Genomic DNA, 22,913 nt, shown 5'->3' on the forward strand with positions numbered 1-22,913 from the left:
ATACCGCCCCAGCCCCAGCCTCCCGTCGCCAGCAGGGGCATACCGCATCCGAATCCGCCCAGGGAGCTCAGGGTATTGCCGCAAAGGCCGTAGCCGTAAGGCGAGAAGGCGAGACCGTTGCTGCCGCCGAGGACGACGGGGGTCGTGATGTAGGGGTATCCCTCGCCCCCGTAGTAGGGGTAATCGAGGTAGCCGTAGTAGCCGTCGAGCGTCCCGTAGTTCGCGTATCCGTAGAAGCGGCCGTCCTCGTCGTAGAAGACGCCCGGGTAGCCGTCGTAGTACGAATTGGGCCGGCCGAACGCGCCATTGAGCTGTCCATAGAGATCCGGCGTGACCTGGGAATAGGGCTGGTACGTCAGCTCGCCGGTCGAACTCTGGGGCGCCGATCGGTCCACCTGGGCCGGGGTGAAGAGGGTCCCTCGGTCCTCCAGGGTTCGGTCCCAGAATCCGTCCTGGAAGACCCATCCCTCGGGCTGGTGGACCCACTGGGCGGGCACCCAGGCCCAGCCCGCCTGGGCCTTTGTCCAGAAGCCTTTCCGCCAGACCACGCCATTCCCGTCGGGATGATACTGGCCCGGGATGTAGAACGTGTCGTCGGCAGGGGCCTGACCGGGCTCCTCGTCGGGGCGATCCGCGGGCGGTCCGTCCTTGCGGTAATCGAGCCGATCCGTCTTCCGGTCGCTCCAGAAACCGGCCACCCGGTGCCACCCGTCCTGATCGCGCTTCCAGTAGCCGTTCACCCAGAAGCGACCCGGAGGGGGGACTCGCCAGGTGCCGGTCACCCAGACGAAATCTCTCCGGCCGGCGTCCCATTCCCAGTAGCCCTCGATCCACTCCGCCTGGGCCGACGGCGGGTCCACGCCGGGCCTCTCGGCGATCGGCGGCGGCGGGGTCTTGGCGACGGCGGGGGGGATGAGGTCCTTGCGAGGCGAGAGGAAGGCCTCATGCAAAGGACCCTCGGTCAGGGGCTTGACCAGGGGCCCGGCCACGTTGGGCTCGGTCGACTGCGGCCGATCCGGGAGTGCCTCCACGGCAGGTGCGCCCGGGAGTGGAGGATCGGGAACCTGTGCCAGGATCGTGGCTCCCGCCCCGGTGGTCCAGCCGATGAGTACGCCCGCTACGAGATTTCGTCGAGATGTCATGACGCGTGCCCCACCGCGGACGCAAGGTCTTCGTCCATTCGTCTTGGAGGCGAACTCGATTCGAGCGGACGGAACCCGGCGCGATCGAGGGGTCCACCGCTCGCTCGAAGATGCGACGCATACTCATTCTATTTCCATCCGAGGCGGCTTCTAGCCACCCGCGGCCACATTTTCGACCGCATATTCGTGCCAGCGTCGTCAAACGGGGAAGAATAGGCAGACGCGTTCGACCACAGGTGAGGCCACGCCGCGACCCGGCTTGGCGCACCGCCCCGTCGACGCAAGGATAGATCCGGAGCCCAGGAACCCTGACTCGATGGCGACGGCGATTCTTCCCATGAAGGCTGAACTGGTCCCCGAGAATGGTGATCCGCCGATCCCGATCACGTCCGACCTCGCCGTGGTCGGCCGGCGGGGATACTGCGACATCGTCATCGATCACCCCAGCCTGTCCAAGCGACATTGCGTCGTGGTCAAGACGGACGGTCTGCTCGTGATCCGCGACCTGATCAGTACCAACGGGACCAAGGTCAAGGGCCAGCGAATCCGCTGGGCGGCCCTCCTGCCGGATGACCGTATCGCGTTTGGTAATTACAAGTTACGTGTCTACCTTGGCCCCGACGATGTGCCCAGCCCGTCCGATCGGTTCAGGGCTAAAGGGCTCGGAGCCCCGCTGGTCGGCCCTTCACGAGGCAACGATTCGGCTCCGGCGGCTGTCGGCTTCCCGGAACCATCTCCGCTGGAGCTTGGAGTCTGGGAATCGGATGAGCTGCCCGTCGCCGACCTCGTGGATGAGGCGCCGATGCTCCCGATCGTGCTCGACGACTCCGACGAGATCATCGACCTGGACTGACTTCAGGGGCCGACAAGGCTCGCGGCCTGCACCGAGCTGGAGCAATGGACGAGTGCGATCCGGGAGGCCGCTTCCCGCCTGGCGGACAGGAGCGCGACCTCGCAAGCGGCCGTGAGACTCTCCGCCGATTCGGGAGGCTCCCCCGAGGACATGGAGGCGACGCCTGCGTACGTCGCGGAGGAGACCAGGGTGGCGACCTCGTCCTCGAACCTTGAGCGGAGGGCGTCGCCGACCATCAGGGCCTCATCGTCGGCAAGCCCGGGGACGATGAGCCCGAACCGGCGCTCGCCGAGCCGGCCGGGTTCGTCGCAGCTCCGCGCCTCGGACCTGAGGATCTCACCGCAGCGACGGGCCAGGGTGTTCCAGTCGGCTGATGGCGTGGATTCAGGGGCCCCGGACGGGATCAGCTCGATCTCGATCAGGGAGAGGGGGAGGCCGTCATCGAGCGCCTGTCGAAAGGCCGCGACGAGCGAGTGGCGGAAACCGATCGCGTTCTTGAGCCCCGACGGCTCGTCGGTCGTGGCCTGGCTGGCGAGGGCCTGATTGGCGCGCTCGAGCTCGCGGGCCCGTGCTTCCAGGGCCTCCTGGGCGTCGAGGATGCGGCGGGCCGACCGGAGCGCGACGTCCAGCTCGACGTTGTCGATCGGCTTGCCGAGGAAGTCATCGGCGCCGGCCTGCAATCCCTGGAGACGCTCGTGGCGGTGGGTCTTGGCCGTGAGGAGGATGAGGTAGACGTAGGGTGACTTGATCTCGGAGCGGATCTTGCGGCAGAGTTCCAGCCCGCTCATCTCCGGCATCATCCAGTCGGAGATGACGAGGCCCTCCGGCCGCTTCTCGAGCCGCTCCCAGGCCTCGCGGCCGTCGTGAGCGACCACGACCTCGTGGCCGAGTCCCTCCAACCGTCGGCGAAGGTCGACGGCCTGGGTCAGGCTATCCTCGACGATCAGGATCCTCATGGTGCAGTCCCCGAGGCCGGCGGCGGTGCTCGACTCGATGTCCCTGCAAAACCATAGGGCGCGGTTCCTGGGATGAGAGGGCCCTCGGCGTCGAGGGCCGAAATGCAAACCGGACGCCCGCGATCGGCGAGGCCGACGGGCGTCCGGCTGGATGCGGGTTCGTGTTGCGGGGGGCGGGGGCGACCGCCGTCGCCTCGGTCGCCGCCATGCCAACGGTGAGGACGACGCCTCCGGTTCGGGCCCGCCTCAGGCTTCGTCGGACCTGGGTCGACGGACCTCGCGCCGGACGGGGGGGGTGAGGCGTTCGACCTGACGGGCTTCCTGGGGTTCCAGTCGGCTCGCCTGACGATTCTCGCGTTGGATGGCCTCGTACACCTCTTGGCGGTGTACGGAGATCTCGATTGGGGCCGCGATCCCTAAACGAACCTTATCGCCCCGAATATCCACCACGGTGATGACGATGTCATCTCCGATGATGATACTTTCGTCGCGGTGTCGGGACAGGACCAGCATCGTTCTCGGCTCCTTCCTCCTGCCAACGAGGCCCGTGACCATCCCCGATCATCTTGCCCGGGTTGTCGGTGACCACGACGGAGCGGGGATGGTGTCTAGCCAGGTACGGTGGGGGACTACACGGGTCAGGCGGTTGCACGCAACGGCGAGAGGCCGGTCAGCAGGGCCGGCGCTGGGACCGAGGCCGTCGCCTCGAGCGGATACCGGACGGGGTATCGGCTCGAGGTGAGGACGAGCTGGCGGCCCAGCCGGCGCACCGGGTTGAACACGAGTGGGCCCTGGAGGTTGACCGCGAGGCCGCCCCCCACGCCGCGATTGAGGATCACATAGATCATGGCCGCCCGTTCGTCTTCCAGCTCCAGGGCCGCACGGTCGCCCGCGCGGATCTCGATCCGGTAGTCGCTGATTGCCAGCGGAGGGGCGACCAGGCCGAAGGCCAGGTCGGGCGCGGTTGCGCTCTGCAACCACGACAGGCCGGACACCTCGGGATCGGGGAGATGGAGATACTGGGTATAAGAACGGAAGCCGAGCAGTCCCTCGGGGACCTGGTAGAGGTCCTGCTCGGAGGCCTGTATCAGACCGAAGCGGGTGGTGACGATGTTCACTTCCTGGTTACCTCCTTGAACGCCGGGCGGGGCGTGCCCTCGCCTCCCCTGCCGGACAGGCGCGGCCCCAAGGACACCGGGCGAATCCGACCCAAGCCGCTGCCGCCCGGCCGAGAGCCGACGGAGGCTCGCCCCGTCCGGCAGACCGCCGGGTCGGACGATTCCTCTCCCTGGCCCCGGGGGACGTCCCGCAGCCGAGTCGTCTCCGCCATTGGCGGCCACGACGCTTCCCACGAATCCCTTCCGGTCCCATCCTCCGATTTCCAGGGCGGATGGGGCCCGGTTCAACCGACCGTAATATCGTCGCCGCCACTCGCCGGAGAACACTGCCGCCCGCCCCAAAATCCCGGGCGCGATGCACCTCGCGAGACCTGCGCCAGTCAGTCCGTTCGTAACGGAGGCGCACCCGCGGGTTGCGCCCCCGCGGGCCCCGGCGATCGCTCCGATCGCGACCCCCCGAGAGCCCGCCCAGGCCTCAGGAACGGTAATTCTCTTCCAATCCCCAGAGACGCTGGAGTTGCCGATCACGCTTGCCGCACTCGAAACGGTATATGGCGATCTCTTCGATGACCTCTCCCGGGCAGAGCGTGTAATCCAGGATGCGGTCCTCCGCGTCCCGGAAGACCTCCTCGAGATGGTCCGAGCAGGCGAAGCCGAAGGTCTTCAGCTCCGAGAAGGTCCCGTCGCTCCAACGCGAGGCGACCTTGTAGCTTGCGGCTTCATCGCAATGCGGATGCGAGCAGGCGACGACGTGGGTGTACATCTGAGTGACTCGCGGCCGGGCAGATCGTCCTCCGGGTTCCTGGCCCGTACAGTTTAGCGAATCTATCCGCGGACGCGACTCCGCGGTTCGCCTGGCGACGGATTTCTCGATGGCGAGGGTCGCCCGGGCGCCTCGGGCCGGAGACGGCGAGTCGAATTGACCCCGTCGCGACGGGGCGTCTACCATAACGTGGGGTTTGCCGGCCGACTTCCGATCCAGCTCGCGAGTGGAGACTGGGCGTGGGGCCGGGACCCGGAGGTCGCCTGATCATGACGCAGATCGAACTGGCACGCGGTGGCAAGGTCTCGCCGGAGATGGAGTTCGTGGCCCGGCGTGAGGGCCTGGAGCCCGAGCTGATCCGCTCCGAGGTGGCGCGGGGCCGGATGATCATCCCCGCGAACAAGGTGCACCTCCGACTCGGTCTCCAGCCGATGGCGATCGGCATCAAGGCCCGCTGCAAGATCAACGCGAACATCGGCAACTCCGCCGTGACCTCGCGCGCCGACGACGAGCTGGCCAAGCTCCGGATGGCGATCGAGCTCGGCTCGGACACCGTGATGGACCTCTCGACCGGCGGGGACATCGACTCCATCCGCGCCGCGATCATCGAGGCGAGCCCGATCCCCGTCGGCACGGTCCCGATGTACCAGGCCATCCAGCAGGTCAAGAAGGTCGAGGAGCTCACCGCCCAGGGGCTCCTCGACATGGTCGAGCATCAGGCCAGGCAGGGGGTGGACTACATGACGCTCCACGCCGGGATCCTCCGCGACTACATCCCCCTGACCGCCCACCGGATCACCGGCATCGTCTCTCGGGGAGGCTCGCTGATCGCCCAGTGGATGATCGCCCACAACGAGGAGAACCCGCTCTACACCCACTTCGACGACCTCTGCGACATCATGCGGGAGTACGACGTCTCCTTCAGCCTGGGGGACAGCCTCCGCCCCGGCTGCCTGGCCGACGCCTCCGACGCCGCCCAGTTCGCGGAGCTGCGGACCCTCGGCGAGCTGACCCGGCGGGCCTGGGAACGCGGCTGCCAGGTCATGGTCGAAGGACCCGGGCACGTCCCGATGGACCAGATCGCCATGAACATGGAGAAGCAGGCCGTCGAATGTGACGAGGCCCCGTTCTACGTCCTCGGGCCGCTCGTCACCGACATCGCGCCGGGCTACGATCACATCACCTCGGCGATCGGCGCGGCGCTCGCCGGCTGGCACGGCGCCAGCATGCTCTGCTACGTGACGCCCAAGGAACACCTCGGCCTGCCCGAGGTCGAGGACGTCCGCCAGGGGGTCATCGCCTACAAGATCGCCGCCCATGCCGCCGACCTGGCCCGCCACCGCCCGGGGGCACGGGATCGCGACGATGCCATCAGCCGGGCGCGGTACAGCTTCAACTGGGAGGAGCAATTCCGGCTCTCGCTCGACCCCGAGACCGCCCGCCGCATGCACGACGAGACGCTCCCGCAGGAGGCGTTCAAGACCGCGGCCTTCTGCAGCATGTGCGGCCCCAAGTTCTGCTCGATGCGGATCAGCGAGGACATCCGCAAGCATGCCGAGGCCACCGCGGCACTCGTCCAGCTCGAGCCGGTTCCGGCCGGCCGTTGATCACGACTCGCCGGCCGGATTGCCCTCGCCCGGGGGGACCAGGAGAGGGAGCCGCACGATGAACTCGCTCCCCCGCCCCGGGCCGTCCGACCGCGCCTCGACCGTGCCGGAGTGCAGCTCCACCAGGCGGCGGACGATGGTCAGCCCGATCCCCAGGCCGCCCAGCGAGCGGTCGAGCGTACGATCGGCCTGGGTGTAGATCTCGAAGACGCGCGGCAGCAGCTCGGGGGACAGGCCGTTGCCGTTGTCGCGGACCCGGATCACCCCCTCCGGGCCCTCGCGGCCCAGGCTTACCCAGATCGACCCTCCCTCGTCGGTGTACTTCGCGCTGTTGTTGAGCAGATTGAGGACGACCTGGGCGAGCCGGCTGGCGTCGGCATCCGCCGTGAATGGCTCGTTCGGGAGCGACACCGAGAGCTCGTGTCCCTTGGAATGGACCAGCGGCCGCGCGCTCTCGACGGCGGACTCGATCACCCCCCGCAGGTCGGTCGGCCGCCTGCGGAGCTCCACCTTCCCGCGGTTGATCCGCGAGACATCCATCAGGTCGTCCACGAGCCGCACCAGGCTCGTCACCTGCCGGTCGATCATCTCCCTGGCCCCCACGAGCGTCGGCTCCGAGGAGCCCGTGAGGCGGAGCAAATGGACCGCGTTGCGGATCGGAGAGAGCGGATTTCGCAGCTCGTGGGCGAGGATCGCCAGGAACTCATCCTTGTGGTAGTTGGCCTGCTTGAGCTCCTCTTCCGCCCGCATCTGGTCCTCGACGTCGGTGTTGGTCCCGAACCAGCGGACGATCCGACCGGCACCGTCGCGGATCGGTTCGACCCGGGTCAGGAACGACCGGAACATCCCGTCGGCGCGCCGGATCGGGAAGACCATGTCGAACGGCTCGCCGGTGCGAAGCGACCCTTCCCAGCGGGCGATGACCGAAGGGAGGATCTGGGGATCGTGGACCATCTTCCAGCCCCCGTGCTCCATCTGCTCCGGCGTGGTCCCGGTGTACTCGTACCATCGGCGGTTGAACCAGAAGATGTCGCCGTCGGGCGCCGCGATCCATGCCAATTGCGGGATCGACTCGGCGAGGGTCCGGAACTGCGATTCGCTCTCCCGCAACCGATCCTCGAATCGCCGGCGATCGGTGATGTCGATGAACGTCACGACCATTCCGCTGACGAGCCCCGCGTTGTCCCTGTAAGGATGGACTCGGCGGAGGAAGTCGCGACCGTCGGACGTGCGGATCTCATCCTCCCTGGGCCCGGGGAGGAGCGATTCCGGCGAGGGCAAGGGAGGCATCGACTCGGCGCGGTAGGTGATGTCCGTGAGGGGGCGACCGAGGTCGCTCGCGATCAGGTTGTAGATCGAGACGACGGACGGGGTGAACCGCTCGATCTTCCCCTCCCGGTCCACGAAGATGGTCGCGATCTGCGTGCTGGCCAGCAGGTTCTCGAGGTCGCTGTTGGTCCGCGAGAGGGCCTCGTTGGCCCCCTGGACTTCCTCGCGAGACGTCTCGAGCTCCTCGTTGGTCGACTGCAGCTCCTCGTTCATGGAGAGGAGCTCCTCGTTGGCGGACTTGAGCTCCTCGTTGGCCGCCCCGATCTCCTGGATGGTCCGCTCGAGGTCCAGGCGAGTGTCCTGGAGCTCCTGCTCGAGCTTCTCGATCAGCGTGTTGGCCTTCTCGTCGACACCCACCAGGACCGACTCGCCGGGATCGGCCTGCAGCCCGAGGTTCTGGAAGACGACCAGGAACAGGCCGCTGGACTCGCCGAGCTCGGGCATCGGCTGGATGGTCAGGCCGACACGCTCCGCCCCTTCGGGGGTGCGGAGGACCGCCTCCTCGTTCTTCACGGTCCGCCGGGACTCGACGGCCGCGGCGAGGGCGGACCGAAGCGCGAGCCGGAGCCCGCTCCTGGCCAGCTTGACGACGTCGTTCTGGAAGACCCCCTCGCCGATCGCCAGGTAGCGCTCCACGCCGCCCGAGGAGCAGACGATCTGGCCGTCGTCGCGGACGACCACCGACCGGGGGGCGAATTCGTCGAGGACGATCCGCTGCATCAGGAGCGGCAGGTCCTGGAGCGGGATCGCCGGGGCGATTGTCCCGCCCCGCGCCGTCAGCCGCGCGGACTCCGACCTGGGCTGCGACGCGTGCGGCCGCACCGCGATCGCCTGGCGACGGGCAATCCGGTGTTTCGAGTCCAGCGACTTGAACAGGTCCGGGTGGTCGTTGAGGCTCTCCGCCGGGCCCAGGAACAGGTATCCGCCCGGCCTGAGCGCGAAGTGGAAGAGCGGGATCAGCTTCTTCTGGAGGTGCGGCCCCAGGTAGATCAGCAGGTTCCGGCAGGAGATCAGGTCCAGCCGCGAGAAGGGCGGGTCACGGATAAGGTTGTGCTGCGAGAAGATGCACATTTCGCGGATTTCGCGGGTCACGCTCAGGAGGCGGCCGGCCGGCTCGAAGAATCGCGAAAGGCGATCGGGCGTCAGATCATCCGCGATCGACGAGGGATAGGCCCCCTGCCTCGCCCTGGCGAGGGCCCGCGCGTTGATGTCGGTGGCGAAGATCTGAACCGGCGGCGGATCCGGGCAACGGTCCATCTCCTCGCGGAAGAGGATCGCGAGCGAATAGGCCTCCTCGCCGGTCGCACACCCCGGAACCCAGACGCGCACCGGATCATCGCCGCCGCGGGACTTCAGGAGCGGGCCGATCACCTCGGCCCGGAGCCGTTCGAAGGAGTCCGGGTCCCGGAAGAAGCACGTCACGCAGATCAGGAGCTCGCGGAACAGGTCCTGGACCTCGGCCGGATCGCGCTCGAGTCGTTCGAGGTACGACTCGGCGGACTGGACCCTCAGGATCTGCATCCTCCGGCCGATCCGTCGCGCCAGCGTGCTCGTCTTGTAATGCTTGAAATTGTGTCCGGTTCGCGACTCCAGGAGCTCGCAGATCTTGCCGAGCGAGCCGCCGATCTGCTCCTCCACCACACCGCCCTGATCGCCCACCAGGAGCGACTGGAGGTGATTGGAATAGGTGAGGATCTCCGGGACCATCCGCTCGGGGGACAGGACCCGATCGGCCATCCCGAGCGTTGCGCCGCTGCGGGGCATCCCGTCATACATGGTCGTCGCGGGATCCTGAACGATGGTCATCCCGCCCGCATCGCTGATCGCCTTCAGGCCCAGCGTCCCGTCGCTGCCGTTGCCGGAAAGGACCACGCCGATCGCCCCGGCCTGTCGGTCCTCGGCAAGCGAATGGAAGAAGGCGTCGATGACGCGTTCCACGCCATCTCCGTCCGCCGGTGCAACGCGAAAGACGCCGGATTCAAGGGTCAAGGTCGAACGAGGCGGAATGAGGTAGGCGCAATCCGCCTGGATGGGATCGCCGTCCCTCGCGATCGACACGGAAAGCCCGATCAGCTCGGAAAGGCTATCCACGCCGACGTGGGCCTCCGGGTCCTCGGGATGGATCAGGACGAACGCCAGGCCCGAGCGTCCCGGCTTGACGCTGAAGAAGGACGACAAGGCCTGGTGGACGGCCCGCGAGGTCCCGATCCCCACCACCAGCGACGGAGTGCGCACGAATTCGCCGCCCGCCATGTTTATGGGCTCGCGCCGGGGTTCCGCCATGTATGCCTCTGGGGTGATCCCGACCGCGGCGGGGCTCCCAAGACCGGGGTCGCCCCGGCGGCCCGGGATCTCTTCGTGATCAGGAATCATTATAGCCAGTCGCCCAGCCAATCGCCCATGGCTTCTGCGCTCGCCATGGGCATCTGATCCCCGACCTGCCTTCCGAGACTCAGGGGACGGACCCCGCGGCGGGCGCGTCGAGATACCCGGGCATCGACATCAGCGCCGTGCGGACCCGGCTCTCGAACGTCGTATCCGCCTTCAGGGCGCGGAAGAAGTCCTCCTTCGAGAGGACGTAGAGCTCCATCTCGGTGCGGGCGATCACGGTCCGCCGATTGGGACGATTGAAGTAGGCCGTGATGATGCCGAAGCCCTCGCCGAAGCAAAGCTCCTCGTCGAATTCGCCGGCGTAGTAGGCGTCCGCGATCCCGGACCCGATGGCGTAGAATCGGTCGCCATCCTCTCCCTCGCGGACGATGGTCTCCCCCGCATGATGGGTCTCCACGGTCATAAAGCTGGCCAGGCGAGAGAGGGTCGCCTCGCCGAGCCCCCGCAGCGCGTCCTGCGCGGCGAGCGCCCGCACGATCCGGACCGCGATTCGGGTCAGCGAATTCGTGACGATCCGCCCGGCCACCATGTTGACGATCCGGTCCGCATGATCGATGACGCGCTGGTCGTGGGTCACCAGCAGGACCGTGGTACGGTCCGGGCCGTCGGCCATCCCGCGGAGCAGGTCCAGGACGGTCTTGCCGGACTCGGCGTCCAGCGACGCCGTCGGCTCATCCGCGAGCACGAGCGCGGGGCGGTTGACGAGCGCCCGCGCGATCGCGACCCGCTGCTTCTGCCCGCCCGACAGCGAGCTCGGGAGGTGGCCCATGCGTTCACCCAACCCCAGCTTCGTCAGGATCTCGGCAGCTCGTTCGTTCATCTCGGCGACGCTCGCGGGGCGGAGGGCCGTCGCCATCCGCACGTTCTCGATCGCCGAAAGCGAGCTGAACAGGTTGTGCTGCTGGAAGATGAAGCCGACTTCCTTGCGGAGGACCACCTGGTCCGCATCGCCGGCTTCCGTCAGGTCCCGGCCGAGGACCTCGAGCCGCCCTTCCTGCATCCGCCTGAGGGCGCCGATGAGCGTGAGCAGCGTGGACTTACCCGACCCGGACGGCCCGGTCATGATCACCACTTCCCCCCGGCTGATCTCCAGGTCGTTGTCGAAGAGGACCTGCGTCCGGGTCTCCCCCGAGCCGTAGGCATAGTTCACGCCGCATGCCCGGATGACGACGTCCGCACGCGCCGGCTGCTTCACGGCGATGGAGGTGATCGTGGAGAAGGTCCCGGTCTCGGAGACGGCGCTGGCCAACGTATTCACCCCTCATGCAAAGAGCTGGGCCGGATCCACGGAGAGGAGCCGCCTCGCCGCGAAGGCGCCGGAGGCGACGCACATGAAGACGGTCAGGGTCAGGATCGTCGTCGGATTGTTCCCGGTCAGGTCCATCGGCAGGCCCGTCACCTCGTGGACCAGGCGGAAGAGCATGATGCTCACGACCAGGCCCGCGGCGAAACCCATCAGCGCCAGGTAGACCCCTTGCATGAGCACGATCCGGATCAGCCGCAGGTTGGAATAGCCCATCGCCTTGAGCGTGGCAAACTCCCCCAGGCGATCGCTGATGTCCGAGAAGAGGACCTGGTAGCAGATCACGCAGCCGACGATGAACCCCATCACGACGCCGATGTAGAAGACCGTGCCGATGGGCGCCACCTTGTCCCAGAAGTCACGCTCGCGGGCGATGAATTCCGCCCGCGTGAGGACGCGGACGTCGGGGGGCAGCGCCTCCTGGAGGCGGGCTCGGAATCCGACGGGATCCGTGCCGGGTCGCAGGCTGACGAGGCCGATCGTCACCGCGTCCTCCGCCGCCGTCGGGCCGGCCAGCTCCGGGAAGTACCGGCGGAGATTGCGGTCGCTCATGATCAGGTTCCCGTTGGTCTGGGAATTGATGCCCAGCCGAAACGTCCCCACGATCCGAAGCGATCGGCCCGACAACTCGGAGACCTGCCCTGCCTCGAACTCGCCGAAGCTCCGCTCTCGGGACAGCGAGTCTGCGATCGCCGTGTCCGGCTGGCTGAGCGCCCCCCGATGCGTCTTCAGGCCGTCGATGTCCAGCTCATCGTCTTCCAGCCGGACGCCGATGACGGTGATCCGGCTTAGGTCTGAATTCGTGAGGTTACGCCAGAAGCCGGATCGGGTCGAAACCGTGACCGGGCTCGTCTCCTCCACCTCCGGGAAGTCCCTGGCCTGGATCAGCCGGCGATAGGGGAAGTTATAGGGCACCGCGAGGGTGTAGAGCGTCCGGTGGACGATCACCACCTGGCCCTCGAGGCGCTCAATGAGGTTGACCATGCTGTCCAGCATCGCGTGGCGGAAGCCGTTTTCCATGAACATGAGCGTCACAGCGAAGGCCGTGCCGGCCACCGAGGCCAGCAGCCGTCGCCGGTTCTCCGTCAGGTTCCGCCACGAGATGGGGATGGTCGCGCCGGGTTGCATGGGGGGTTCCGAGGCTCAGGTATGTCGGACTGGCCTGCCTAGAAGAGGTCCGCTGGCTGCACGGTGCGGAGCCGGCTGACCGACAGCGCGCCGGAGAGGATCCCGACCGCGAGCGCCAGCCCCAGCGTGATCGCCAGGCTCTGCAAGGTCAACCGCATCGGGATCCCGGCGAGGTGCTCCGTCGCCCGATAGACCGCGATCGCCAGCACGACGGCGATGGCGTAAGCAACAATCATGTAAAGGAGCGATTGCTCCACGACGACACGATAGAGCCGCGGCAAGGAGTACCCCATCGCCTTCAGCGTCGCATACTCGGGAAGATGCTCGCGGACGTCGTTGGACAGGACCTGGTAGACGACCACCGCGGCGACCACCATCGCGATCATCACGCCGAAGGCGAAGAGCTGTCCGGTCGAGGTCTGGTTCACCCAGTGATCGGTCTCGCGGGCGAGGATCTCGTCACGCCCCAGCACCTGGACGTCCCCGGGGAGCGTCCGCCGAAGCCGGGCCAACGTGGCGGCGAGCGAGCCCGGCTCGACCTTGAGCAGGCCGAAGCTGATCCGACCCGGCGGGAAGTCGCACAGGGTCCGGAAATTCCGGTCGTCGCAGAGGACCGTGGAATCCGCGGCGAAACCCCGGAGCATCGGGAAGCCGCCGGCGAGGGTGACCGCCTTGTTCCCGAGCTCCCAGTGGCGGACCGTCTCGCGGAGCTGCCAGCCGAAGTCGGGATGCGACTGCTCGTTGAGCAGGACCCTCCCGTGGAGCCGCAACCGCGATGCGGTCGCCTCGATCCGGCCGCGGATCGGGTCGCGGAACGGATTGCGGTCGAGGTCGACGCCGAGCACGAAGAGCTCCCGACGTTGGAGCGGCCGCGAGCCGCCGCCGCCCCGAAACCAGCGGCCCAGGGTCGCCGCGGTCGGCCTTGGCTCCAGGTCGGTCGGTGCGGGGTGGGGATCGGTCGAGTCGTCGGGCGGAAGGCCCGGGCATCGCCAGAGTCGGAAGGTCGCGTAGAGGGGGGCCGCCGCGACGACCCCGGGCACCGAACGGGCCTCGGTCAGGCGATCCAGCGGGATGAATCCGGATGCATAGAATTGCTCATAATAGGGCGAGACGAGGACCGCGTCGAAATCCAGGATCTCGTAGTTGTTCCGGGCCGTGATCCGCACCGCTTGCAGGAATCCGAGCTGGAGCAGGACCATGGTGAGGCTGAACGCGACCCCCGAGATCGCCGCCAGCGACCTGCGGCCGCCGTGGACCACGTTCCGGAGGGCCAGTGGCGGGGTCCTCCAGGGGATCCGCAGCCCATGCGCCGGGCCCGGTGCCGGCCTTATCTCGACCGTGCCGGCACTCATGGGCCGGCCTTCGCGGCGGGCTTCGACGTCGCCGACGTCCGGTCGGCGGAGGCCCCGGGATGGATGGCGATCTCGACTTCCATGTTGATGAACCGGGCCGCGAACGTGGGGTCATCCAGGCCGACCTGGACCTTGATCACCCGCCGATCCTGGAGCGCTCGCGGATCGATGGGGTTGATCTGGTTGCGGACGACGACGGACCCGATTCGCGTCACCTTCCCGGTCACCTCGCGATCGAGGACCTGGACCGTGGCCGGGTCGCCCAGCTTCAGGCTCGGGATATCCGCCTGGAAGACCTCGGCCGCGGCGACCATCCCCGAGAGGTCGCCCAGCAGCAGGAGCGGCCCGGCCGAGATCTCCCCGGGACGGGCCAGGATCTCCAGGACCTGACCCGCGGCCGGGGCGTGGACCTCGGTGAGGGCCAGGCTCGCACGCGCCAGCGCGACCTGGCGATCGAGCAGCTCGAGGTCGGGGCTGGGCCCGTCGAGCTGCTGGTCCTCGAGCTGCCGCTGCTTGGTCACGAACTCCTGAGAAGCCTCGTACGACCGGACCTCCAGCGAGTCGCGGAGGAATCGCGCATCGGCCTCCTGGAAGCTCCGGATCAGGTCGAACTTCTCCTTGCCCTGGAGCGTGCCCGAGAGCTGCTTGTAAAGCTTGGACATCTCCTCAAACATGGCCTGCGAGGCGAGCATCCGCAGGTGCGTGGCGGGCTCGGTCCTCAGGCCCTTCAGCTTGTCCGCCTGCGCCCGCTCGATCGCGAGCTTGCTCTTCTCGAGCGACCGCGCGTGCTCGCCTTTCGCCTTCGCGGCCTCGGCGACCGCGACCTGGGCCTTCGCCTGGGCATTGCCCTCGAGGACGGCGAGGATCTGGCCGGCGAAGACCTGGTCGCCCGGCTTGACGGGGATCGACTCGATGCGCCCGCCCGGCCTGGCCCCGACGGTCACCAGCCCGTTCGTCGGCTCGAGGCGTCCGAGGGCGTGGATGCCCTCGCCCGGGCTCGATGCCGGGTCCCGGGGACCGGCCGCGCGGCTGTCGCTCGCCCCGCAGCCCGCGAGGAGAAGGCCCGTCGGAATGAAAGCGCATATAAACAACCATCGGAGGCCAGCTCCCTGGGCCTCCGATCGGCTGGACGCAGGAACTCGTCCCGTTGTCGTCATCTTGGCGGCTCCGCGGACCATCCGAATCGCCGGCGAACGCCGGGCGATCTCATCATAGTCCGCGTGCCTCGCTTCTCCAACAGAGGAGAGGCCCGTGTCGACGTCAGCCCACCTTCGCCAGCACCGGTGCGGCGCCCGCGGAGTTCGCGGCGGCGACGAAGGCCTCGATGAGCTGCATGTCGAGGGAGATGTGCCCCTCATTCTCCGGGTGCCACTGGACGCCCACGACCCACCAGCTCGGGTCCTTCCCCTCGTACGCCTCGATCAGGCCGTCCGGGGCCAGGGCGGCGGTCCGGAAATTGGGGGCCAGCTTGCGGATGCCCTGGTGATGATAGCTGTTGACGCGGATCTCGCCCGGTCCGTAGATCTCCGCCAGGCGGGTCTTCGGCTGCATCACGACGGTATGCCGGTGCGCCCCGCCGTGCGGATCGTAGTGGGGGATGCACTTCGGCAGGTCCTCGGGCAGGTGGACGAACAGCCCGCCGCCGCAGACGACGTTCAGCTCCTGCATGCCCAGCCCGATCCCCAGCGTCGGGATCTTCTGCTGCTGGACGAGCTTGCAGAGCAGCCGATCGGCGAGCTCCCTCCGCTCCGGGATCAGCTTCACCGAGGGATGCGGCGAGAGGCCCATCTTCCGCGGGTCCAGGTCGTCGCCGCCGGTCAGCACCACGCCGTCGAGCTTCTCCAGGATCGGCAGCAGCTCGCTCTCGCGGATCAGCGGAGGGATCATCACCGGCAGGGCGTTGGCCGTCAGCAGCGCCTCGTAGTAGCCGCTGGAGATGACGCTGCAGGCGGTTCCGCCCTTGCCCGAAACGCGCAGGTCGGCATTGATCCCGATGAGGGGTCGCTGGTTCATCTTTGGCGTCCTTTCCGTGGAATGGTCTCAGCGAAATCCGTTCGATCTGATCTCGCGGCCGTCGGTGGGAAGGGGCCGCGAGACCCGAGACACGCTCACAAGACGATGGCTTGACGGGGGGCCGGCCGATGGCCACGCCCCCGAGCTTCGCCGATTCGGTCGTCGGCGAACAGGATCTCCGGGAGTGATGTCATGATTGCGATCAACGCCTTATCATCCATTTCAAGATTGATCGCAGACTCAGTCAGGACGTCGGGAGTCTACATTTTCGTCCCCGGCAACTTCAAGGAAAATCCAGGGGAAACGACGGATTTTCGGCCGATTTTCGATGGCGATCGGCGACGGGAAGGCGAGGTAACGTCCCGCCGCGATCCGGGGCCGAGTTCGGACTGTTCAGGAGATCAGACTCCCTCGGACGGCCGCCCCTCGCCGTCCGATCTGGGAAGCCGACTACTCGCGTCGTCTCATCGCGCGGGCATCGGATAGTCGCGCGCCAGATACCGGATCAGGGCACTCAGGTCATCCTCGGTGATCTGGCCGCCGCCGAAGGCCGGCATCCTGGCCTCGGCATCCAGGTAACCGTAGAGGTCCGGGGCGCCCGGCTTGCGGATCATCCGGGCCGTCCACTGCGGAGAGCCCCAGGCGAACAGCCTGGGGCCGTCCCGATCGCCCCCCTCGGTGTAGCCTTCGATGATGTGACACTTGCCGCATTCCTTCTGGAACGGGGCACTGCCGGGGTGCTTGACCACCGACTCGTCGGCCAGCCATTCGTCGGGCGTGAGGTCCGCGGGGATCTTCGCGAAGCTCGCCACGAAGTCGGCCACGTCATCCAGCTCCTTCGGGGTCAGCTTGGAGGTCTTCTTCCACTCCGTCATCCCGGTCAGCTTCGGGGTCGTGCCGTAGTAGCGGGCATCGGCGGGCTTCTCGAGCAGGCCCCTGATCCACCCGCGTGAGCCGAAATCCGCCAGGTCCGGGGCGGACTGCTTCTCGGCGGCCTTGCCGTCGACCGCATGGCAGCTCAGGCACTTCTTCTCGAGCACCGCCCGGCCCTCGGTCAGCGGATCGCGCCGGAGCAGGAATCCGGAGCCGTCGGGCGGGATGCCGGCCTTCGGGCTCGCGGCCAGGAAGAGGGCCCGCTCCTGGGCCGCGTCGGCCTTCCTCCGCGCCTCCTGGAAGCCCGCATCGTGGGCGTCGGCATAAAGCGCCGCGATCGTGAAGAAGCCGGCCCCGCAGACCAGCAGGAAGAGGAACGAACAGGCCAGGAAGTGGAGCAGCTTCCAGGGGAGGATCTTCTCCAGCAGCGGCAGCAGGAAGAAGACCAGCAGGATCGAGCCCGGGATGACGATCGAGCCGACCCATTCCAGACGGCCTGGGAAGCTCTTGAGCATCTGGAAGAGGCAGAGGAAGAACCACTCCGGCCGGGCCGGGTAGTCCGGCGTCGACGGGTCCGCCGGGGCGTCCAGCGGGGCGCCGCCGTGGTAGTAGACCAGCCCCATCATGATCGCCACCACGGCCGCCGCGAACGCCGTGTTCTTGAAGGACTGGGCGGGGGAGTAATTCTCCTCGGTCCCTTCCTGGATCCGCGCCGGCGGCGTCAGGCCGTGCCGCTTGGCCAGCCGGACGTGGGCGAAGAGGCAGAGGAAGGTCAGGACCGGCAGCACCCCCACGTGCAGGCCGTAGAACCGGGTGAGGGTCTGGTTGCCGTAGTCGTTCCCCCCCACCACGATCGTCTTGACGTAGGGGCCAAGGACCGGGGCGCCCCCCATGATGTTGGTGACGACCTTGGTGGCCCAGTAGCCCTTCTGATCCCACGGGAGTTGATAGCCCGTGTGGCCGAACCCGACGACCAGGACGAAGAGGATCAGGCCCAGCCACCAGTTGAACTCCCGCGGCCGTCGGTAGGCGCCGGAGAGGAGCGTCTGGACCAGGTGCATCCCCAGCAGCACCATCACCGTCTGCGCCCCGAAGTGGTGCAGGCCGCGGATGATCCATCCCATCCACATTTCATGACTTATGTAATAAACGCTCCCCCAGGCGGCGTTCGAGGAGGGGCTGTAGGCCAGCATCATCATCAGCCCGGTGAAGGCCTGGACCAGGAAGACCGCGGCCAGCCCCGACCCGAAGACGTATCGCCAGCGGGCGCCGCCCGGCATGACCTGGTCGGAGAACGTGCGGACGAACGCCCGATAGCCGGTGCGGTCGTCGACCCAGTTTGCGATTTGGTTAGGCAAGGGGGATCTTCTCCTCGGCCAGGGTCCGGAACTTCTGGAACCTGACCTTGACCTTGGGGTCGGGGTCGGCCGTCAGCTCGACGTCGAGCCGATCCATGGGACGCGGCGGGACCTGGTTCTTCTGCTTCCCCTCCAGGTCGAAGGCGCTGGTGTGGCAGGGGCAGAGGAACTCGCTCCCGTCCGGCGTCAGGTTGATTGCGCAACCGAGGTGCGGGCACTCGGCGCTGAAGGCCACGACCTCCGGCTTCGCCCCCTCGGGCTGCCGGAGGAGCCAGACCGAGCCCACCGGCTCGCTCGGATAGGTCACCCAGGCATCCGTCCGATCGCGGATGATCGGGAACGACTGCGGCTGGCCCACCTTGAGCTGGCTCAGCGTCGCCAGGGTCTCCATGGGCTCGCCCGCCGCGGCGGCACCCCCCTGCCCCGCGGCCTTCTTCCGCAGCGGAGAGGCGATGAACGCCAGGGCCGGGACGGCCACCGCCAGCTTGATGGCGCCTCCGAGGATCACGTTGCCGAGGCGATACAGATCGCGGCGGGTCATGCCGTTCGCTCCAGAGCGGGCCGTCGGATCCGGACGAGGGACCAGGCCGGTGGGTGGTGTCGGATCGGGTCGAGTCGGGGGCAGCAGACCGGCGCCGCCGACGAGATTGCGGTAGGACTTCGCGTTTATGGTTGCGCGACGATCGGGGCGGAATCAAGGGCCTGGCGGACGGCGGCCAGCGCCTTCGCCTCCACCTCCTCCATCGTCCCGGGCACGGTCGCCCCGGCGGCGGCCTTGTGCCCCCCTCCGCCCAGGGATTCCGCGAGCCTCGAGCAGTCCAGCCCGTTGCGGGATCGGAGCGAGACCTTCACGCCCCCCCTGGCCTGCTCGATCAGGAGCATCCCGACCTCGACCCCTCGCAGGCTCACCGTGTAGTCGACCAGGTCCTCGGAATCGGGCGGGATCGAGCCGGTTTCCTTCAGGTCCACCAGCGAGATCCCGGCCCAGGCGATCCGGCCCTCGCGCTCGGTCTTCAGCCCGTTCAGCGTCCGGCCCATCAGCCGAAGCCGGCCGACCGTGTTCCGCTCGAAGAGGTCCCGATAGATCGCCGACACGTCCGCGCCGGCCTCCATCAGCTCGGCGACCGCCCGCATGGTCCGGGGCCGCGTGCTCGGGTGGCGGAACCACCCGGTGTCCATCGCGATCGCCGTCATCAGGCCGATCGCCACCTCGCGGGTGAGCGTCCCCCTGAGCGCGTTCACCGCGGACTGGACCAGAATCCCGGTCGCCTCGGCGGTCGTGTCCTTGAAGAAGGTCGCCCCCATGTCGTCCTGGCTCACGTGATGGTCGATCACCACCCGCCGGCCCGGGAACGCGCGGAGGAATTCGGCCATCTCCGCGAGCTGGCCCCACGCCGACAGGTCCAGGATGATCGCGACCTCGCGGTCGGCCAGGTCCGAAGCGTGCACCGCGTGGCCATAGTGCTCGAAAAGACTCCCGTCCGGATCGAGGAAGTCGTAACGAGGCGGCGTGGGGCTGGCGTTGACCACCCGCACGTCCTTCCCCTTCTGGCGGAGAAGCCCGGCCATCCCCACCTCGGACCCGAGCGCATCGCCGTCGGGCCGGACATGAGTCGTGATCAGGAAGCGGTCGTGGGTCTCGACGAGGTCGGCCAGCGGCGTCCAGTTGATCGTCATCGGGGAGTATCAGCCAGGGTGTCGTGGTCGCGAGGCATGCGGCGATGGTCCCCCGAATCCGGGGGATTCTGCCTTACAGCCTACGAAGCGTCCGCCGGACTCGCAATCCGAGGCGCGTCCCGCGGCCGGCTCAGGTCGTGTAGATGTCCGTCCGGAATCGGTCGATGTGCTCGCGGATCCAGCCGATCGTCTCCTCGAGCCCCTCATCGAGGCTGTACCGGGGACGCCAGCCCCAGAGCGACTGGGCGAGCTCCGTCCCCGCCTGGAGCCGCTCCACCTCGCTGGCGGCGGGGCGGAGCCGATCCCCCTCCGTCTCGACCTGGAGCGGACGACCCAGCAACGTGCCGATCCGCTCCACCAGCTCCCCGATCGTGACGTCCGAGCCACGGCCGATGTTCACCGCCTTGCCGAGCGCCCCGTCGCACTCGACGATCGCCGCGAAGCCCGCCGCCGTGTCCTTGACGTAGGTCAGGTCGCGCCTCGGATCCAGCCTCCCGAGCTTCACCACCGGCCGCGTCAGGGCCTGGCTGATGATCGTCGGGATGATCGCCCGCGCCGACTGTCGAGGACCGAACGTGTTGAAGGGCCTCAGGATGCAGACCGGCAGCCCAAACGCCCGGAAGTAACTTTCCCCGAGCGCATCGGCCCCGATCTTGGTCGCCGAATAGGGCGACTGGCCGCAGACCGGATGCTTCTCGTCGATCGGGACGTAGCGTGCCGTCCCGTACACCTCGGACGTGGAGGTCAGCACGACCCGCTCCAGCTTCCCCGAGCCACGGCACGCATCCAGGATGTTGGCCGTCCCCACGACGTTCGTCTGCACGTAGTCGTGCGGGTTGGCATACGAGTAAGGGATCGCGATCAGGGCGCCGAGGTGGAAGACCCACGCGCGGTCCGCGACCGCCCGGGCGACCGCGGCGGGGTCCTTGAGGTCGCCGCGGAAAACCTCGATCTCCGCCTTCACCTCCCGCGGCAGGTCGTCGAGGTGCCCCCAGTCGTCGCGGCCGTTGTACCGGACGAACGCACGCACGCTGTGCCCATCGCGGACCAGCCGCTCCGTCAGGTGGCTGCCGATGAACCCCCCGGCACCCGTCACCAGGACCGCCTTGCCCATGTCCGATCCGCTCCCTACGAACGCTCGTTCCGACTCCGTCCCTCTCGGCGGGGCGAATCCTAAGCCATTTCGCATTCCCTGGCCACGCGAATCCCGTCTCGCTGCGACCCGACCTCATCCGCCTTCCCCGCTCCACCGGGGTCCCCCGACGATCGCGGACGCAGGCGTCCCCAGGCTCGATCGAACCGACGGGCAATTGGGTTCGTTCGTCATCGGAGAGGCTCGCGGATATCGACGTAAATCAATGCAGTCAAATAGCTTGACCGTGTTTTCTAATTTGGCTCTGCTCCGCGATTTCTCCCGATTCCCGCCGGCCCGCGTCCTCCGCGCGGGCCGGCTATGGCACTCCGATTCACCGTCTCCGAATTGTCAACGAGCCCGCCGGGGAGTCCGCACGCACCGCGCGCAGGCATCCCCGCCTATCCAATACAGTCCGGTCGAGCTACCTTTGAGTTTCACCAAAATCGAGAAAATCGGCGATGATGCCCCTCCAATCGCACCCTGGCCGTCCACGGCGGACCGGCGCCAATTGGGCTTGTCGGCCGCGCCACGGACGACATCGTCCCGAGATGGGGAGAATTCGGCTTCCGAGGGTTGATAGCCGGTACGGCCTTGCAAGCATGGGTGACCGCGATCGTCAGATCGTGGTCCGGACGGGCGAAGCCTCCAGTCTCGCACGTCGGTGCGATCCGCGGGGCAGGCTGTCGCTCGCTCGAAGGCGGTCCGGCTTACGCCGGAGGCTGGCCGTCGGCCACCACCCAGTTCGGCAATCCCAGGAGCTCCAGCCAGGGCCTGGCCCACCGCAGTAGCTCGACGGCCAGTTCCAGCTTGGTGCGGAACGGCGGCCGATGCTTCGGGGCGATGCCCGGCAGGTCCTTCTTGCGGCGGCTCTGATCCATGTGGTAACGGTCCTCCCGCCCCGGGCCAGCACAGCCCCGAGGAACAGCAGGGCGAGCATCGGGGCGGAGCGGCGGTCGAGCGCGGCGGCGAGCAAGGAGAACCACTCGCAGGGCACGGGCAGCGGGTGAGAAGATGTCATCGGGGGCCGGCTCCGCGCGGGATGACGGTCTGGTGTGGTAACCGCCTTAGTCCCGGTCGGGCCGGCCCCCGTCTACTCGGCTCGTGCTTTTGGACCTCTCGATGACCGACTTTGAGCATGCCCTCTCCGCCTGGCTCGGCCGCGTATGCCGCGAGTCGAAGCCTCCGTCATCGGTGGTCGCCTACAACGTGGCCCTGTTCGAGACGGCCGACGGCTTCTCGGCGTACCTCGTCGGGGCGGACCGCTACACGACGATTACGCTCGCGGAACCTGCAACGAAGGAGTATGGCCATGCAGATCCCGATCCTCTCGCTGCTCCTCTCTTGCTTCGGCCAGGTGGACGAGGCGCCCATCGCCGAGCCCGAGCCTCTTCATGTCTTTTTACAGGACCGTGATCCCGCGACAAACGAGTTCAAGCAGATACGCCTAACCTTCCCGGCCGGCCACGTCGGTCGTCTGAGACTGGCCGATGCCCGGATTGACGAACAAGCCTTCGACACTTGGGTTTATGGGAACAAGCCAACGGCGACTCCCGAGCTGGAACTGAAGGACAAACTGCGGCTCCGAGTCGGCTCCGCCGCTGTCCAGTACTGGCTTACCGAGGGCCAGCGGGAGAAACTCCGTCTCGCGGGAAAGGGGGACATCAAGCGGTTCCTGGAGCAGGCAGACCTGAGGCGTGCGGAGTTCGAGCGGAAGCGCCGGGTATTCAAGGAGGGCCGCGAGGTGCTGCAGGGCCTCTCGCCGCTGGTCAAGGCTTACAAGGATGGCCCCTTCGGTGCTGGCTCGATGTACGCCAAGACGCTTGAGAAGATGAAACGCGAGAACGCCCTGAGGTTGATGCTGCTCAGGGCGTTTTGAGCGGCAACTTCCCTGCCGCCGCCTGGACATCAACGCTCA

General features: G+C 67.7%; 18 protein-coding genes and 1 pseudogene. 3 read left to right on the forward strand and 16 right to left on the reverse strand.

Going from position 1 to position 22,913, the window contains the following annotated elements; genetic code table 11:
- A pseudogene (locus G6O54_RS33125) lies at positions 1–1,142 on the reverse strand (YXWGXW repeat-containing protein); the annotation flags it as partial.
- A 337-nt stretch (positions 1,143–1,479) separates the two neighbouring features.
- On the opposite strand from G6O54_RS33125, the gene G6O54_RS33130 reads away from it, so the two are divergent.
- On the forward strand, positions 1,480–1,995 hold the full coding sequence (locus G6O54_RS33130; RefSeq protein ID WP_165233906.1) for an FHA domain-containing protein: 516 nt from the start codon (positions 1,480–1,482) through the stop codon (positions 1,993–1,995).
- A 2-nt stretch (positions 1,996–1,997) separates the two neighbouring features.
- Here the strand turns inward: G6O54_RS33130 and G6O54_RS33135 are convergent, their stop codons facing one another.
- From G6O54_RS33135 to G6O54_RS33150, 4 genes are all read right to left on the reverse strand, one after another.
- Positions 1,998–2,951 carry a GGDEF domain-containing response regulator gene (locus tag G6O54_RS33135; RefSeq protein WP_165233909.1) on the reverse strand — a complete coding sequence of 318 codons (954 nt, stop codon included), beginning with the start codon at positions 2,949–2,951 and terminating at the stop codon, positions 1,998–2,000.
- Between the two features lie 246 nt (positions 2,952–3,197).
- Entirely contained in the window at positions 3,198–3,464 is a 267-nt protein-coding gene (csrA, locus tag G6O54_RS33140) for a carbon storage regulator CsrA (protein ID WP_165233912.1), read from the reverse strand.
- A 125-nt stretch (positions 3,465–3,589) separates the two neighbouring features.
- A complete protein-coding gene (gene fliW / locus G6O54_RS33145; RefSeq protein ID WP_165233915.1) occupies positions 3,590–4,069 on the reverse strand; it encodes a flagellar assembly protein FliW in 480 nt (159 codons plus the stop codon).
- Positions 4,070–4,544: 475 nt separating this feature from the next.
- On the reverse strand, positions 4,545–4,832 hold the full coding sequence (locus tag G6O54_RS33150) for a hypothetical protein (protein WP_165233918.1): 288 nt from the start codon (positions 4,830–4,832) through the stop codon (positions 4,545–4,547).
- 269 nt (positions 4,833–5,101) lie between these two features.
- Here G6O54_RS33150 and thiC point away from each other — a divergent pair, with 269 nt between their 5' ends.
- Entirely contained in the window at positions 5,102–6,439 is a 1,338-nt protein-coding gene (gene thiC / locus G6O54_RS33155; RefSeq protein WP_165233921.1) for a phosphomethylpyrimidine synthase ThiC, read from the forward strand.
- On the opposite strand, the gene G6O54_RS33160 is transcribed toward thiC, so the two are convergent.
- From G6O54_RS33160 to G6O54_RS38255, 11 genes are all read right to left on the reverse strand, one after another.
- The gene (locus G6O54_RS33160; protein ID WP_165233924.1) at positions 6,440–10,021 is read right to left on the reverse strand and encodes a CheR family methyltransferase; all 3,582 of its coding nucleotides are present in this window, start codon (positions 10,019–10,021) and stop codon (positions 6,440–6,442) included. It lies immediately after the preceding gene.
- A gap of 199 nt (positions 10,022–10,220) precedes the next feature.
- A complete protein-coding gene (locus G6O54_RS33165; RefSeq protein WP_165233945.1) occupies positions 10,221–11,408 on the reverse strand; it encodes an ABC transporter ATP-binding protein in 1,188 nt (395 codons plus the stop codon).
- 12 nt (positions 11,409–11,420) lie between these two features.
- Positions 11,421–12,590 carry an FtsX-like permease family protein gene (locus G6O54_RS33170; RefSeq protein ID WP_165233948.1) on the reverse strand — a complete coding sequence of 390 codons (1,170 nt, stop codon included), beginning with the start codon at positions 12,588–12,590 and terminating at the stop codon, positions 11,421–11,423.
- A gap of 38 nt (positions 12,591–12,628) precedes the next feature.
- Positions 12,629–13,942 (reverse strand): FtsX-like permease family protein, encoded by a 1,314-nt coding sequence (locus G6O54_RS33175; RefSeq protein ID WP_165233951.1) that lies wholly within the window; start codon positions 13,940–13,942, stop codon positions 12,629–12,631.
- Positions 13,939–15,033 carry an HlyD family efflux transporter periplasmic adaptor subunit gene (locus tag G6O54_RS33180; RefSeq protein ID WP_165233954.1) on the reverse strand — a complete coding sequence of 365 codons (1,095 nt, stop codon included), beginning with the start codon at positions 15,031–15,033 and terminating at the stop codon, positions 13,939–13,941. Before G6O54_RS33180 ends, G6O54_RS33175 begins: the two co-directional genes overlap by 4 nt.
- 169 nt (positions 15,034–15,202) lie before the next feature.
- The gene (locus G6O54_RS33185) at positions 15,203–15,955 is read right to left on the reverse strand and encodes a gamma-glutamyl-gamma-aminobutyrate hydrolase family protein (protein ID WP_165233957.1); all 753 of its coding nucleotides are present in this window, start codon (positions 15,953–15,955) and stop codon (positions 15,203–15,205) included.
- Between the two features lie 464 nt (positions 15,956–16,419).
- Entirely contained in the window at positions 16,420–18,186 is a 1,767-nt protein-coding gene (locus G6O54_RS33190; RefSeq protein ID WP_165233960.1) for a cytochrome b N-terminal domain-containing protein, read from the reverse strand.
- Positions 18,179–18,727 (reverse strand): QcrA and Rieske domain-containing protein, encoded by a 549-nt coding sequence (locus G6O54_RS33195; RefSeq protein WP_165233972.1) that lies wholly within the window; start codon positions 18,725–18,727, stop codon positions 18,179–18,181. The genes G6O54_RS33190 and G6O54_RS33195 overlap by 8 nt, the downstream gene beginning before the upstream one ends.
- 125 nt (positions 18,728–18,852) lie before the next feature.
- Positions 18,853–19,863: a DHH family phosphoesterase gene (locus G6O54_RS33200; protein ID WP_165233973.1), complete on the reverse strand. Its 1,011-nt coding sequence runs from the start codon at positions 19,861–19,863 to the stop codon at positions 18,853–18,855.
- 130 nt (positions 19,864–19,993) lie between these two features.
- Complete coding sequence (locus G6O54_RS33205; protein WP_165233974.1) at positions 19,994–20,977, reverse strand: GDP-mannose 4,6-dehydratase; 984 nt, start codon at positions 20,975–20,977, stop codon at positions 19,994–19,996.
- Positions 20,978–21,705: 728 nt separating this feature from the next.
- Entirely contained in the window at positions 21,706–21,876 is a 171-nt protein-coding gene (locus G6O54_RS38255) for a hypothetical protein (RefSeq protein ID WP_250847206.1), read from the reverse strand.
- Positions 21,877–22,307: 431 nt separating this feature from the next.
- On the opposite strand from G6O54_RS38255, the gene G6O54_RS33215 reads away from it, so the two are divergent.
- On the forward strand, positions 22,308–22,874 hold the full coding sequence (locus G6O54_RS33215) for a hypothetical protein (RefSeq protein ID WP_165233975.1): 567 nt from the start codon (positions 22,308–22,310) through the stop codon (positions 22,872–22,874).
- Positions 22,875–22,913: the final 39 nt, after the last annotated feature.

It is taken from the genome of Aquisphaera insulae (assembly GCF_011064615.1).
Taxonomy (GTDB): Bacteria; Planctomycetota; Planctomycetia; order Isosphaerales; family Isosphaeraceae; genus Aquisphaera; species Aquisphaera insulae.

What these genes read in the sequence shown, in the direction of transcription:
- thiC (WP_165233921.1), top strand. Translation starts at nt 5,102, where the DNA reads ATGACGCAGATCGAACTGGCACGCGGTGGCAAGGTCTCGCCGGAGATG.
- G6O54_RS33135 (WP_165233909.1), bottom strand. Translation starts at nt 2,951, where the DNA reads ATGAGGATCCTGATCGTCGAGGATAGCCTGACCCAGGCCGTCGACCTT.
- G6O54_RS33205 (WP_165233974.1), bottom strand. Translation starts at nt 20,977, where the DNA reads ATGGGCAAGGCGGTCCTGGTGACGGGTGCCGGGGGGTTCATCGGCAGC.
- G6O54_RS33175 (WP_165233951.1), bottom strand. Translation starts at nt 13,942, where the DNA reads ATGAGTGCCGGCACGGTCGAGATAAGGCCGGCACCGGGCCCGGCGCAT.
- G6O54_RS33170 (WP_165233948.1), bottom strand. Translation starts at nt 12,590, where the DNA reads ATGCAACCCGGCGCGACCATCCCCATCTCGTGGCGGAACCTGACGGAG.
- G6O54_RS33185 (WP_165233957.1), bottom strand. Translation starts at nt 15,955, where the DNA reads ATGAACCAGCGACCCCTCATCGGGATCAATGCCGACCTGCGCGTTTCG.
- G6O54_RS33215 (WP_165233975.1), top strand. Translation starts at nt 22,308, where the DNA reads ATGCAGATCCCGATCCTCTCGCTGCTCCTCTCTTGCTTCGGCCAGGTG.
- G6O54_RS38255 (WP_250847206.1), bottom strand. Translation starts at nt 21,876, where the DNA reads ATGGATCAGAGCCGCCGCAAGAAGGACCTGCCGGGCATCGCCCCGAAG.
- G6O54_RS33200 (WP_165233973.1), bottom strand. Translation starts at nt 19,863, where the DNA reads ATGACGATCAACTGGACGCCGCTGGCCGACCTCGTCGAGACCCACGAC.
- G6O54_RS33150 (WP_165233918.1), bottom strand. Translation starts at nt 4,832, where the DNA reads ATGTACACCCACGTCGTCGCCTGCTCGCATCCGCATTGCGATGAAGCC.
- G6O54_RS33130 (WP_165233906.1), top strand. Translation starts at nt 1,480, where the DNA reads ATGAAGGCTGAACTGGTCCCCGAGAATGGTGATCCGCCGATCCCGATC.
- G6O54_RS33195 (WP_165233972.1), bottom strand. Translation starts at nt 18,727, where the DNA reads ATGACCCGCCGCGATCTGTATCGCCTCGGCAACGTGATCCTCGGAGGC.
- G6O54_RS33160 (WP_165233924.1), bottom strand. Translation starts at nt 10,021, where the DNA reads ATGGCGGGCGGCGAATTCGTGCGCACTCCGTCGCTGGTGGTGGGGATC.
- csrA (WP_165233912.1), bottom strand. Translation starts at nt 3,464, where the DNA reads ATGCTGGTCCTGTCCCGACACCGCGACGAAAGTATCATCATCGGAGAT.